General features: G+C 65.2%; 12 protein-coding genes and 1 pseudogene. 4 read left to right on the top strand and 9 right to left on the bottom strand.

Going from position 1 to position 13,526, the window contains the following annotated elements; translation table 11 throughout:
* Nucleotides 1-27: 27 nt before the first annotated feature.
* From RGUI_RS01335 to RGUI_RS22455, 4 genes and pseudogenes are all read right to left on the bottom strand, one after another.
* Nucleotides 28-774 (bottom strand): DsbA family protein, encoded by a 747-nt coding sequence (locus RGUI_RS01335; RefSeq protein WP_081531406.1) that lies wholly within the window; start codon nt 772-774, stop codon nt 28-30.
* A gap of 90 nt (nt 775-864) precedes the next feature.
* Entirely contained in the window at nt 865-1,581 is a 717-nt protein-coding gene (locus RGUI_RS01330; protein WP_081531405.1) for a thioredoxin domain-containing protein, read from the bottom strand.
* A complete protein-coding gene (locus tag RGUI_RS01325) occupies nt 1,578-2,477 on the bottom strand; it encodes a tetratricopeptide repeat protein (protein ID WP_371587444.1) in 900 nt (299 codons plus the stop codon). The genes RGUI_RS01330 and RGUI_RS01325 overlap by 4 nt, the downstream gene beginning before the upstream one ends.
* A 98-nt stretch (nt 2,478-2,575) precedes the next feature.
* Nucleotides 2,576-2,929 (bottom strand): annotated as a pseudogene (locus tag RGUI_RS22455) (M48 family metallopeptidase); the annotation flags it as partial.
* A gap of 59 nt (nt 2,930-2,988) precedes the next feature.
* Here RGUI_RS22455 and RGUI_RS01320 point away from each other — a divergent pair.
* Nucleotides 2,989-4,128 (top strand): pyridoxal phosphate-dependent aminotransferase, encoded by a 1,140-nt coding sequence (locus tag RGUI_RS01320; RefSeq protein WP_081531404.1) that lies wholly within the window; start codon nt 2,989-2,991, stop codon nt 4,126-4,128.
* 5 nt (nt 4,129-4,133) lie between these two features.
* Complete coding sequence (gene rarD, locus RGUI_RS01315; protein WP_081531403.1) at nt 4,134-5,078, top strand: EamA family transporter RarD; 945 nt, start codon at nt 4,134-4,136, stop codon at nt 5,076-5,078.
* On the opposite strand, the gene RGUI_RS01310 is transcribed toward rarD, so the two are convergent.
* Entirely contained in the window at nt 5,015-5,572 is a 558-nt protein-coding gene (locus RGUI_RS01310; RefSeq protein WP_081531402.1) for a TIGR00730 family Rossman fold protein, read from the bottom strand. The genes rarD and RGUI_RS01310 overlap by 64 nt on opposite strands.
* Nucleotides 5,573-5,702: 130 nt before the next feature.
* On the opposite strand from RGUI_RS01310, the gene RGUI_RS22320 reads away from it, so the two are divergent.
* Nucleotides 5,703-5,834, top strand: a complete 132-nt coding sequence (locus RGUI_RS22320; protein WP_256387865.1) for a hypothetical protein — start codon at nt 5,703-5,705, stop codon at nt 5,832-5,834.
* A gap of 92 nt (nt 5,835-5,926) precedes the next feature.
* Nucleotides 5,927-7,768: an ABC transporter ATP-binding protein/permease gene (locus tag RGUI_RS01305; protein WP_081531401.1), complete on the top strand. Its 1,842-nt coding sequence runs from the start codon at nt 5,927-5,929 to the stop codon at nt 7,766-7,768.
* 31 nt (nt 7,769-7,799) lie between these two features.
* Here RGUI_RS01305 and RGUI_RS01300 read toward each other — a convergent pair whose 3' ends face one another.
* From RGUI_RS01300 to RGUI_RS01285, 4 genes are all read right to left on the bottom strand, one after another.
* Entirely contained in the window at nt 7,800-8,111 is a 312-nt protein-coding gene (locus RGUI_RS01300) for a type II toxin-antitoxin system RelE/ParE family toxin (RefSeq protein WP_081531400.1), read from the bottom strand.
* The gene (locus RGUI_RS01295; protein WP_081531399.1) at nt 8,092-8,343 is read right to left on the bottom strand and encodes a type II toxin-antitoxin system ParD family antitoxin; all 252 of its coding nucleotides are present in this window, start codon (nt 8,341-8,343) and stop codon (nt 8,092-8,094) included. The genes RGUI_RS01300 and RGUI_RS01295 overlap by 20 nt, the downstream gene beginning before the upstream one ends.
* 138 nt (nt 8,344-8,481) lie before the next feature.
* Nucleotides 8,482-12,054, bottom strand: coding sequence for an efflux RND transporter permease subunit (locus tag RGUI_RS01290; RefSeq protein WP_081531398.1), 3,573 nt, complete (start codon nt 12,052-12,054; stop codon nt 8,482-8,484).
* Nucleotides 12,051-13,265, bottom strand: a complete 1,215-nt coding sequence (locus RGUI_RS01285; RefSeq protein ID WP_081531397.1) for an efflux RND transporter periplasmic adaptor subunit — start codon at nt 13,263-13,265, stop codon at nt 12,051-12,053. The genes RGUI_RS01290 and RGUI_RS01285 overlap by 4 nt, the downstream gene beginning before the upstream one ends.
* Nucleotides 13,266-13,526: the final 261 nt, after the last annotated feature.

Raw genomic sequence — 13,526 nt, 5'->3', positions numbered from 1 at the left:
GGCGGCTCAGCCGCCCCTTTTTCGTTTTCACTCTGCCCGCACGCCCGCCACGATCTGGCGCATGCCGTCCAGCGGCACGTAGCCCCGCAGCATTTTCGGGCCCAAAACGAAGGTCGGCGTGCCGGATATGTTCATGCGCTGCGCCAGCGCGCGGTTTTCGGCCAGAACCGTATCGACCTCTGGCGCGGCCATTTGCGCCATGACGGCATCGGCATCCAGATCGAAGGACTCTGCCAGACGCCGCAGGTTGTCGTCGTTGATCGTGCCACGGAAGGTGATCAGCTTGTCATGCACCTTCTTGTAGGTGTCGTCGCCGGCCAGTTGCTTGGTCGCGATGGCAAAGCGGGAGGACAGCACCGATTCCTGCCCCAGGATCGGGAATTCCTTCAGGATGAATTTGATGTTGCCATCGGTATTCACCAGCTTGGCGACCTCGTCATGGGCCTTGCGGCAATAGCCGCATTTGTAGTCGACGAATTCGACCATGGTGATGTCGCCGTCAAGATTGCCGCCGACCCAGGAATAGCCATCCTCGAACAAGGCGTTGGCATTGGTCTGGACAAGGGTTTCGTCGCTGGCCGCCTGTTGCTTGGCCTGGCGCTCTTCCAGAACGCCGATGGCCTCCATCAGCACCTCGGGGTTGTCCATCAGATAGGCCCGCACCTCGGCGCGGAAGGCGCTGCGTTCAGACTCGGTCATGTCGGTGATATCGAAGGCATGGGCCGAGGTGGCGAGGCCGAGGGCCAGAAGCGCGGCGGTGGAAATGCGGGTCATGGGTCGGTCTCTTTCGTTTTACGTGCGCGGTCGCTGTCCTTTCCACCATATCACGGGGGCGGGGCCAATGGGGAAATGGGGGCGGCCCGGTCACTTCTTGCGGCGCATGGATTCCACGATACGGGACAGCGCGATGGCGGGGACGTCGCCGCGCACCATCGTGCGCGGCAGAACATAGGACGGCGGCCCAAGGTCGAGCGCGTCGGCCAGCGCCCGGTTGGCCATCAGTCGCGCCGCGGTCTCGGGCGCCGCCATGCGCGCGGTAACCGCCGCCGGGTCAAGGGTCAGCGCCCGCGCGATGGCGTTCAACGTCTCGGGCGTGAAATCCGGGGCCGCGAACAACGCGTCCTGCGCCTGCATGTAGGTTTCGGGCGGGGCGATCTGGCGCACGGCCTCGGCAAAGCGCGCGGCGGTCATGTCGGGGCCGCTGGGCGTGTCCTTGACCACAAGGCGAAGGCCCGGGTCCGATGCCAGCACTTCGCGCGCGGCGTCCAGCGCCCGTTGGCACGCCGCGCATCCGTAGTCGATGAAGACCACCATGCTGACATCGCCCGCGGGATTGCCGAAGGTCCAGTCCCGGTTGTCGTGAAACAGCGCCGCGGCGTGACGGTTCAGCAGGGCCAGATCGTCGTCCACATGGGCCTGATAGCGGCGGTCTTCCGCACCGGCCAGCGCCTCGCCGATCACCTCCGGATGGCTCAGCAGGTAGGCGCGCAGTTCCTGGCCCAGGGCCGCACGCTCCCGCGCGTCGAACAGCCCCGCATGGGCCGTCTGCGCCATGAGAAGGAAGACCAGCGCAAATCTCATCCGCGCTTTTTCGCCGCTTCGGCGGTGGCCAGAACATCCTGCGCCCGCAGCCAGCCCGGGGAACCGCGCGGCACCATCCCCATCGCGCGTTCCGCATGCATGGCGGCATCCTTCATCCGCCCCATGACCGCATAGCGTTCCGCCGTCGCGACAGAGGCCATGCCGTTATTGCCGCCCCGGGCATAGGCGACCGCCAGATCGCGCAAGAGCCGCGGTTGATAGGGGTCGCGCGCCCGGGCCTTTTCCAGCGCGGCCAGCGCCTTTCGGTTGCCGTCCTTGGTGTTGAGTGCCAGAAGCGCGCGGCCATATCCGCCAAGGATCAGCGCATTTCCGGGGGCGAGGTCCACCGCGCGGGCATAGGCCTTGACCGCGGGGGCAAAGCGCCGGGATTCCAGCAGGATCTGCCCCTTCAGCTCATGCACATAGGGGTCGTTCGGGCGCTCGGCCTCCAACGCGCGCATCTCGGCGGCGGCCTTGTCGGGGTTGGGCTGCCGGTGATAGGCGATGGCGCGCCGCATATGCGCGATGCCGGAGCTATCCTTGCCGACCTTGCGCAGGGTATAGCGCGGGCTTTGCAGGAAGGCGCCCAGCTTGCCCTTGGCGCGGGCGAACCAGTATTCGGCCTCGGGATCGTCCCTGGCCTTGTCGGCATAGGCCGCGGCGAACCCCTTCATCGCGCGCAGCCGGTCCGCGGTCAGGGGATGGGTGCGCACATACGGATCCTGCCGCGCGGCGCTGAGCGATTCCTGCCCGCGAAACCGGTCAAGCACCTCCACCATCGCCTGCGGCGCAACCCCGGCCCGTGCCATGTATCGAACCCCCGCCTGGTCGGCGGAGGCTTCCTCGGCCCGGGTATGGGTAAAAAACCGCCTTTGCGCGGCCGACCCGGTGCCGATGGCCAGCCCCGCGGCGGCCTCTCCCCGCCCGCCGCCGCCACGGCCAGAGAGGCGACGAGCCCCAGCGCCGCGGCGGAGCGGGCGTTTTGCAGGTTGGACAGGCGCCGGGCAAAATGACCGTTGGCGATATGGGCCAGTTCGTGCGCGATCACCCCCTGCAATTCCGCAGCACTGCCCAGCCGCAGGATCAGCCCGGAATGGATGATGATCGTCTGGCCATTGGCGACAAAGGCATTCATGTCGCTGTCGTTCAGCACCAGAATTTTCAGCGAAGAGGTTCCGACCCCTGCCGCATTGGCCAAGGGGCGGGTCAGTTCGCGCAGCGCATGTTCGATCTCCGCATCGCGGATCAGGGTCTGCGCGCGCAGCGGCAAGGGCGCCAGCAACAGCGAAACGGCCAGGAACAGCGTACCCGCCAAGGACGCGAAGGGGCGGGACCGGACGGGTGCCATTGACCTTGTGCCTTTGCGCTGGAAGAAAGCCCGCATGGCAGCACCTTAAGGAGGCGGGCATGCGGGTATCAAGGCGCGGTGAGGTCGATCCCTTCATTGTGATGGACGTGATGGAGGCCGCGTCGCGCGCCGAAGCCGCAGGGCGTCATATCATCCATATGGAGGTCGGCCAGCCCGGCACACCGGCGCCCGCCGCCGCCCGCGCCGCCCTTGCCCGCGCGATGGAGGACAACCCCCTTGGCTATACCGTGGGGCTGGGCCTGCCGGCGCTGCGTGCCCGCATCGCGAAGATGTACGACGACTGGTACGGGGTCGATCTGAACCCCGACAGGGTGGTGATCACGCCGGGGTCCTCGGGCGGGTTCACGCTGGCCTTCACCTCGCTTTTCGACATCGGGGCGCGGGTGGGTATCGGCGCGCCCGGCTATCCCTCCTACAAGGCGATCCTGCAGGCGCTGGGGCTTGAAACCGTGATGATCGAGACCGCGCTCCAGCACCGCCTGCAACCGGTGCCCGAGGATCTGCCGGACGATCTGGACGGGCTGCTTGTGGCGTCACCCGCCAACCCCTCTGGCACCATGCTGGATCGGGACGCGCTGGCCGCGCTGATCGGGGCGACGCAGGCCCGGGGTGCGGCCTTTATCTCGGACGAGATCTATCATGGCATCGAGTATGAGCGGAAAGCCGTGACCGCGCTGGAGGTCACCGACGATGTCTACATCATCAACTCGTTTTCCAAGTATTTCTCGATGACCGGCTGGCGCGTCGGCTGGATGGTGGTGCCAGAGGATCATATCCGCCGGGTGGAACGTCTGGTGCAGAACCTGTTCATCTGCGCGCCCCATGCGTCCCAGGTGGTGGCCCTTGCCGCGCTGGACTGCAGCGAGGAGCTGGAGGCCAACATGGCCGTCTACCGCCGGAACCGCGCCCTGATGCTGGACGGTCTGCCCAAGGCGGGATTCACCAATATCGCGCCGCCCGACGGGGCGTTCTATGTCTATGCCGATGTGTCGGACCTGACCGATGACAGCCGCGCCTTTGCCGCGGAGATCCTTGAAAAGGCCGGTGTCGCGGTCACGCCGGGGCTGGATTTCGATCCGGTCCGGGGGGCCGGGACCTTGCGGTTTTCCTATGCCCGCTCGACCGAGGATATCGAGGAAGGGCTTGCCCGGCTCGCCCGTTTCATGGCCGACCGGTAACGGGGATGGACGAGGCGCGCAAAGGCGTTCTCGCGATGATCGGGGCCTCGGTCATCTGGGGCCTGTCGTCGATGTATTACAAGCTGCTCGCCCATGTCCCGCCAGAGGAAGTGCTGGGTCACCGGACGCTGTGGTCGCTGGTGTTCTTCGGTCTGGTGCTGGCGGGGCAGGGGCGGTTGGGCGAACTGGCCCGGCTTTTGACGCGCCCCCGCGCGCTGGCGCTGGTGGCCTTTGCCGCGTTGATGGTGTCGACCAACTGGTTCTTCTTCATCTACTCCATCCAGATCGGCCGCGCGGTAGAGGCAAGCCTTGGCTATTACATCTTCCCGCTTGTCGCCGTCGCGCTTGGCTATCTGCTGCTTGGCGAGCGGCATTCCCCGGTCAAATGGGGCGCGGTGGGGCTGGCCTGCCTTGCGGTCGCTGGCCTGACATGGGGGCTGGGGGCCGCGCCGTGGGTTTCGCTGGCGCTGGCGGTGACCTTCGGGCTTTACGGGCTGGCCAAGCGCGGCGTGCCGGCGGGGCCTGTCGTCTCGGTCACGGCAGAGGTGTTTCTGCTGGCGCCCGTGGCGTTGGTCTGGCTGTGGGGGGTGCATGGCCATGGCTGGCCGGGCCTGACGGGCCGCACCCTTGCCACCTTCGGGCATGACCTGTCCGACAGTGTGCTGCTGATGCTGTCAGGCCCGCTGACCGCCACGCCGCTGATCCTGTTTTCCTATGCGGCCAAGCGCATCGGCTATGCCACGCTGGGCCTTGTGGGGTATGTGAACCCGACGCTTCAGTTCTTCGTCGCGACGCTGGTGTTTGGCGAGGCCTTCACCGGCTGGCATGCCTTCGCCTTCGCCCTGATCTGGACGGCGCTGGCAATCTATTCGGCGGAATCGCTGCGTCAGGACAGGGCGGCGCGCAGGGCATCCATCAAGGCGTCGACGTCATCCACCACACGGAAATAGTCGCGTAGCGTCCGTTCGGCGAAGCCCTCGGCGATGAAATGGTCGATCAGGCCCGTCAGCGGCGTCCAGAACCCTTCGCTGGACAGCAGGAAGATCGGCTTTTCATGCAGACCCAGCTGGCGCCAAGTCAGCACTTCGAAGAATTCGTCCAGTGACCCCGCACCGCCCGGCAGCACCACGATCGCGTCGGAATTCATGAACATGACCTTCTTGCGCTCATGCATGTTCTCGGTGACGACGAAGGTGGACAGGTCGCGCTTGCCGACCTCCCGGTCGAACAGGTGCACGGGGATCACGCCAAAGGTCAGCCCGCCGGCCTGTTGCGCACTGCGGGCCACGCGCCCCATCAGCCCGATATCGCCCGCGCCATAGACGACGCGCCAGCCCGCCCCGGCAATCGCGCGCCCCAGCGTTTCCGCGTCTTCGGAATATCGGGCGCGCCCACCATCGCGGGAGCCGCAAAAGACGCAGACGGACGGAATTCGGGCGGTCATGGAAAGCCTCGGCTGACGGATGTCTGGCCCCCTGATAACGGGCTTGGTAGGGTCCCGCAAGCGCAGGGAGCGCGGTGCTTGCGCACGGGGAGGGACAGCCATGCCGGACGGGAAGACCAAGGGAAAAACCATGAACTGGATCCTCATTGGCGGGGAGGTTCTGATCGTGCTGATGGTCGTTCGCTGGTTCCTGTCCAATGACGACGATGTGCCGAAGGATGCGCCGCCGACGGAAATCGTTCAGCCGCAACCCGACGGCTAGCAACCGGCCACGCGGCAAAGGTGATCTGGTCACTGGTCTTTTCGCACATGCGGCATTAGTGTGCGCCGAATTTACCGAAAGAAGCCCGATCCATGCGCCGCGGAAGACGACCCACGACTGCCGACCTCTCGCAACTCGACCGTGAAAAGGGGATGCGCACCATCCGCAAGGTGGCGCCCTATCTCTGGCCAGAGGGGCAGACCTGGGCCAAGCGCCGGGTGGTTCTGGCCATGGCCGCGCTGGTTCTGGCCAAGGTCGTCGCGGTCCTGATGCCGCTGCTTTATAAAGCAGCGGTCGATACCCTGACCGGGGAGGGCGCGTCGGAGACAGCCATGCTGGCGGTGGGTGCGGTGGGCCTGACCGTCGCCTATGGCATGGCGCGGCTGATGACCAACGGCTTTCAGCAACTGCGCGACGTGATCTTCGCCAAGGTGGCGCAGCGGGCACTTCGCCAGCTTGCGCTGGAGACGTTCACCCATATCCACAACCTGTCGCTGCGCTTCCACATCACGCGCAAGACCGGCGGCCTGTCGCGGATCATCGAACGTGGGGTTAAGGGGGTGGAGTTCCTGCTGCGCTTCCTGCTGTTCAGCATCGGCCCGCTGATCATCGAATTGACAATGGTGGGGGTGATCTTCGCGCTGGCCTTCGACATCTGGTATCTGGCTGTCGTGGCTGCGGTCATCGCGGCCTATATCAAGTTCACCTTCGTGGTCACCGACTGGCGGGTAAAGATCCGCCGCCGGATGAACCAGCAGGACACCGACGCCAACCAGAAGGCCATCGACAGCCTGCTGAACTTCGAAACCGTGAAATACTTCGGCGCCGAACGGCGAGAGGCCGAACGCTATGACGAGGCGATGGCGGGCTATGAGGACGCCGCGATCAAGACCTCGGTCTCTCTCGCCCTGCTGAATTTCGGACAGGCCTTCCTGATCACCGGCGGCCTGATCGCGGTGATGGTCATGGCGGCGATGGGGGTGCAGGCGGGCAAGCTGACCACCGGCGACTTCGTCATGGTCAATGCCTACATGATCCAGATCACCATGCCGCTGAATTTCCTCGGCACCGTCTATCGCGAGATCCGGCAAAGCCTGATCGACATGTCCGAAATGTTCGACCTGCTGGAACAACCCGCCGAGGTGACGGACAAGCCCGGCGCCCCCGCGCTGAAGGTCACCGGCGGCACGGTGGAGTTTCGCGACATCCATTTCGGCTACGACCCCGAACGCCCGATCCTGCACGGGGTCAGCGTGACGGTGCCTGCGGGCCGCAAGGTCGCCATCGTCGGCCCGTCCGGTGCGGGCAAGTCCACCATCGGGCGGCTGTTGTTCCGCTTTTATGACGCGACGGACGGGGCTGTGGTGATCGACGGTCAGGATGTGCGCGACGTGACGCAAGAGTCCCTGCATGCCCGGATCGGCGTGGTGCCCCAGGACACGGTGCTGTTCAACGACACGATCTATTACAACATCGCCTATGGCCGGCCCGAGGCATCCCGGACCGAGATCGAAGAGGCCGCCAAGGCCGCGAAGATCCACGACTTCATCGCCAGTCTGCCCAACGGCTACGAAACGCAGGTGGGCGAACGCGGGCTGAAGCTGTCGGGCGGCGAAAAACAGCGGGTCGGCATTGCGCGGACCCTTTTGAAGAACCCGCCGGTCCTGCTGCTGGACGAGGCGACATCGGCACTCGATTCAGAGACAGAGGCCGGGATTCAGGCGCAACTGAAGGCGATGGGAGAGGGCCGCACGGTCATCGCCATCGCCCACCGCCTGTCCACCATCGCCGACGCCGACGAGATCGTGGTGCTGGAACGGGGCCTTGTCGTGGAACGCGGCACCCATGATGGCCTTCTGGCCCGCGGCGGCCGCTATGCCGCGATGTGGCAACGCCAGCAGGCCGGCGAGGACGAGGATATCGAGGCGGCGTAAGGGTTGCGGAAAGTCACCCCTTACGCCGCTGCTACTCGTTCAGAAACACCTGCCAGTTTTGGCGCCCATGCACGACGCGGATGATCACGAGGTGGTCGTCTTCGATCCGATAGATGATCAGGTGCGACCGGGTTGGATGCAGCCTGACCGGCGGATCGATCTCGGTTCGCTCTCTGGCGATTTCGGGATGACGGCACAGAATGAGAAACGTCTCGCCGAGATTGCGCAGATAGGCATCGGCTTGGTCGGGCGACCACATCCTTGCCGTATAGTTCCAGATACCGTTCAGATCGGCCCGTGCCGCTGGTGAAAGGCGATACCGTTCACTCGGGCTTTCCGACATGGTCCTTGCGCTTTCCCGTCAGGAAAACGTCCATATCGAAGTCTTGCGCAGGACCGCTTGCAAGCCCTTGGTCAACCAACTGCTGCACCTCTGCAATGGCCATCTGGCGGTCCTGGTCGCGCCGGATCAGGTCGCGGACATAGTCGCTGGCGTTGCTGTAGCGTCCGCTCTTGGTCTGGCCTTCGACCCAATCCTTCATCGGGTCCGGAAGCGAAACGTTCATTGTTGCCATGGGTACCTCCATCCAGCCAGATGATGGCATATATTGGCAAAGCATGCCAACTGCGGCCGTCCGTTTCCTCACTTGCGGTTTCAGGCCGAAATAATGGGTGTCGGACTCTCTGGCGCTCTGTGTGGGTTAAGTATCGCGCTACTCCGCCGCCCGCAGCGGCCCGCCCGGGCTCCGCCGGTCCAGCATCCGCTCTTCCAGCGTTTCTGCGTCACCGGCGGCAAGGTCGTCTTCCGTCCACAGCAATTCCGGCGATCCCAACCGTCGGGCGGCCTCGGCAAGGGCCATGTCGCGGCTGGCGCGGCTGTCCGGCCCGCCGATGAAGGCGCTCAGCCGCCGGGCCGAACCATAGGCGCCCACCCGGAACCATTCCCGCAGGGCCAGCAGCGAGGGCGTGAAGACCAGCGTCAGCATCGTCGCGATGCCCAGGCCGAAGACCACCGCCGTGGCCAGTTGCTTCCACCACAGCGCCGTGGGGCTGTCGACCGAATAGCCGCCATTGAGAAAGTCGAAGCTGACCCCCAGCATCATCGACGACAGGCCCGCCATCGTCGTGACGGTTGTCAGCAGAACGGGGCGCAGGCGCATCTCGACCGTGCGGATGATCGCCTCGATCCGCGGCATATAGCGGGCATATTCCTGGAACGTGTCGATCAGCACGATGTTGTTGTTCACCACGATCCCGGCCAGCGCCACGATGCCGGTCCCGGTCATGATGATCGAAAACGGCTGGTTCATCACCAGCATCCCGATCAGCACGCCCGTGGTCGACAGCACCACCGCCAGCAGCACCAGCACCGCGTTGTACAGGCTGTTGAACTGCGCCAGCAGGATGATGAACATCAGCCCCAGCGCCGCGCCGAAGGCCTTGGACAGGAAGGCACCGGATTCCTTCTGGTCCTCCTGATCGCCTGTCCATTCCCATTCGATCCCGGCGGGCAGGGGGCCGGTGTCCAGCCACTCGGTCAGGCGGGCGATCCGTTCGTTGTCGTTGATCGGCTGGCCGTTTTCATTGACCAGCCCGCTTTCCACCGCTGCCTTGACGTCGAAATAGCGCTTGCCCTCATCCCGGTTGATGCGGCCGAGTTTCTCCACCGGCGTCCGGGTGATGAAGTTCGACAGCGGCACAAGGCCTTGATCGGTGCGCACCTTCAGCGTATCCAGCGTGGCCAGCACCCGGTCGGGTTCGGGCAGGCGCACGCGGATGTCGATTTCCTCGTCCGAGGTCGGCACCCGCATCGTGTCGAGCAGGATGCCGCGGGTCACCAGTTTGACCATCTCGCCCACGGTGGCCACGTCGGCGCCGAAGCGCCCGGCCTTTTCGACATCGACATTGATCTGCCAGTCGATCCCGGGCAGGGGCATCGTGTCCTCGATATCGCGCAGGCCCTCGGTGGCCTCGAATTTCGCGATGACGGTTTCGGCGGCCTGGGTCACGCTGTCCCAATCGTCGCCCTTCATCCGCAGATGCACGGGCTTGGCCGAGGCCGGCCCGCGGGACAGGTTCAGGATCTCGGTCTCGATCCCGGGCAGTTCCGAAAGCTGCGCCTCGATCCGTTCAAGGACCAGATCGCCGTCAAGATAGGGGTCGTGGGATCGATCCTCCCACCGGACAAGCTCTAGCTGGATCTGGCCGATCGTGTCCAGCGGGGGCGAGGCGCCGCCGGTATTCTGGTTCAGCCCCCCGTCGCCCGCAAAGGAAAAGGCGTTCAGGATGCCCGGTTCGGCCAGCACTATATCTTCGGCCTCGCGCACCAGCGCGTCCTTTTCCTCCAGCGACAGGTTGCCCCGCGCGCGGACATAGACGATGGCCTGTTCCGGCTCAGAAGCGACGAAGAATTCCACCCCGTTGTTGTGCTGCCCGAAATAGGTGAAGACCGAAAAGACAAAGGCCAGCACCCCGGCGATGGTCAGCACCGGCATGATCGGGTTGCCCGCGATGAACTTGATCAGATGGCCGATGGGCGTGCGGCGATAGCCGGCCTTCACCGGCGTCTTGCGCAAGGTCCGGAAACTGTTGACCGCGATGGAACTGGCCACCAGACCAAGGGTGAAGATCACGACGCCGGGCAGGATCGCCATTGCGCCGTCGCCCCCGGCCGGGATCAGGTAGGCCGGGTTCAGCATCTGCATCGAGCCGAGGAAGACAAGCCCCAGCGCCACCGCCATCAGCCCCGCGCGCAGCACCACGGGCAGGGGCCGCACCCGCGCCGTGACCCGCCACAGGATGCGCGAAAACCGCCCCGCCACGCCGCCGACGACCGGCAGATAGACCAGCGCAACGATCAGGCTGGCCGACAGAACGAAGATCAGCGTGACCGGCAAAAGCCCCATGAATTCGCCGGGGACCCCGGGCCAGAACAGCATCGGCAGAAAGGCGCACAGGGTGGTCGCGGTCGAACTGACGATGGGCCAGAACATCCGCTTGGCGGCCTCGGCAAAGGCGTGCATCGGGCCGGTGCCCTCGGATATCCGGCGGTCGGCATATTCCACCACAACGATGGCCCCGTCGACCAGCATGCCCACCGCAAGGATCAGCCCGAACATCACGATGTTGGACACCGCCACATCCATCACGCCCAGCAGCACGAAGCACAACAGGAAGGAGGACGGGATCGCAAAGCCCACCAGCAATGCAGACCGGGTGCCAAGGAAGGCCAGCACCACGATCATCACCAGCGCGATGGCGGTCAGGACCGAGCCTTCAAGCTGACGCACCATGGATGCCACGGTCGTCGACTGGTCGTTCGAGGTGCCGACAATCACCGCCTCGCGCAGATCGGCGGGCCATTCGGCCTGGGCCTTGGCAAGCTCTTCCTTCACCAGCGCCGAGGTGTCGATGATGTTGTAGCCCTTGCGCTTGACGATCTGGAGCGCAATCGTCGGCTCCCCGTTGAAGCGCGCGGTGGAGGTCCGATCCTCGAAGGTCAGGCGGATATCGGCCACATCGCCCAGCGTGACCACCCGGTCGCCATTGGTCTTGACCGGCAGGTTGTAAAGGTCCTGCGATTCGTCGAAGGACGACGGGATCTTGACCGAGAAGGTGCCGCCCGGTGCGTCGACTTCGCCTGCCGCGATCAACTGGTTGTTGCGCACCACGACGTTGACCAGTTCGCCGGCGGTGACGTTGTAGGATTCCAGCCGCAGCGGGTCGATGATGACCTCGACCATCTCGTCGCGATGGCCGGCCAGCACCACGTCCAGCACAGGTTCCAGCCCTTCCAGACGGTCCTGCAAATCCTGCGCCACCTGCATCAGCGTGCGTTCGGGCACCGGGCCCGACAGGTTCACGATGATGATCGGGAATTCCGAGAAGTTGATCTCGTTGATCGTGTATTTCTCGGCCCCGTCGGGAAACTTGGCCTCGGCGGTGTTCATCCGGTCGCGGACATCGGCGATGATCTTGGTCTTGTCCCAGCCGAATTCGAATTCCAGCGCGACACCGGCATAGTTCTCGCGCGCCGTCGCCTCCATCTTGTCCAGCCCGTCGAGATCGGAAAGCTCCGTCTCCATCGTCTCGATCAACAGCTTCTCGGCATCCTCGGCGGAAATGCCGGGGAAGGGGACCGAGATGAAAAGCGCCGGGATCTCGATATCCGGCTCGCCTTCCTTGGGCAGGTTCACATACGCCATAACCCCGGCCACAAGCGACAGGATCACAAGGGCCACGATCATGCGCGCGCGCGACGCGGCCCAGTCGACGATGCCCGTCATTGCCGGCCCTCGCGCTGGGTGACCCGGATCGGCACCCCGTCAGAGACGAATTCCTGCCCCACGACGATCACGTTGGCGTCTTGCGGCAGGCCCTGGACCCAGATGCCCTCCAGCGTGTCGTTCAACACCTCGACGGGGGCAAAGCGCGCCACGTCACCATCGGCCGCCAGCCGGACACCCAGCCGCCCGGCATCGTCCAGCGTCAGCGCCGATTGCGGCAGCAGATGCGCGTTTTGGGCCGGCGCGGCGATCAGGATTTCGGCGGTTTGCCCGGCGCGGATCATGCCATCGCTGTTGTCGATTTCGACCTCGACCCGGAAAGTGCGGGTATCGGTGTCGGCCATGCGCCCGATGAAGCTGACCACGCCCTGAACCGTATGGCCAGAGGCCAGCCGCCCGGTGGCCAGAGCGCCCGGCTGGATCTTGCCCAGTTCGGTTTCGGGTACGTAGCCGACAAGGTGGATCGGGTCAAGCTGGATCACCGTGGCGCAAAGCGAACTGGGCTGCATGAGCGCGCCAAGTTCCGCCGCGTCGCTGTCCAGAACGCCCGCAAAGGGCGCGCGGATCGTCAGCCGTTCGATGTCCTTCCGGGCCGCGGCAACCGATGCTTCGGCGGTGCGGATCGCGGTTTGCGCGGCTTCCAGCCCGGCCTGGGCCGAGACCAGCGCCGCCTTCGCCGTCGATACGGCCGAGGCCGTGGCCGCAACCCGGGTTTCGGATGCAAAGCCTTCCTCCGACAGGCGCCGGGCCGCGCGGTCGTTGATTTCCGCCTCGGTCAGTTGCGCCTCGGCCCGGGTGACACCGGCACCGGCCTCGGGCAGGCGGGCCTTCGCCTCGGCCAGTGCGGCCTCGGCCTGGGCAAGGCTGGCCTCACGCGTGCCGGGATCAAGCTCGCACAGAACGCTGCCCTCGGCCACGGTTGCGCCCTTGCGCAAGGGTTCCGAGATCACGCGCCCGCCGGTTTCGGCGCGGACATCGACCTCGCGCGCCGCTTCGGTCTGGCCGCGCACCAGAACATGGGCCGCAAACGGCCGCGCAACGCTGCGTTGGGCGACGACGGACACGCGGCGCAGGGTATCGACCTTGGCGGCGGTGTCGGGCTCTGCCGCGGGCTGGGCACCGGCAAAGGCCATCACGCTCTCCCGCTCCATCAAAAGCAGGTAGAGCGACAGCGTCACCAGCATGGCGGTGAGCATTGAAATCCAACGCATGAACGTTACGACCTTTTCCGCAAAACTCCTGTCGGACCTCGTCCTGTCAGGTCCGCTTTTTCCGGGTGTCGCCACAGGCGGACACAGGACGGATCTTATCGTTGCGACGGCTGGGTAAACCGATTGGTTCAAATTAGGTGAAAAACACAAGCATCGCAAGTGGACGCGGGCAGGGTGCACGCGGGCTTGGCAAGGCTGCGCCGCCTGCGGTAAGAGAGCGGAGATGTGCTGCGCATTTCGCGGTGCATGTTCACGCAGCGT

Source organism: Rhodovulum sp. P5 (genome assembly GCF_002079305.1).
In the GTDB taxonomy this organism is placed as follows: Bacteria; Pseudomonadota; Alphaproteobacteria; order Rhodobacterales; family Rhodobacteraceae; genus Rhodovulum.
Note: the sequence above shows the minus strand (reverse complement) of the source record. Positions and strands in the feature narration are given on the sequence as shown.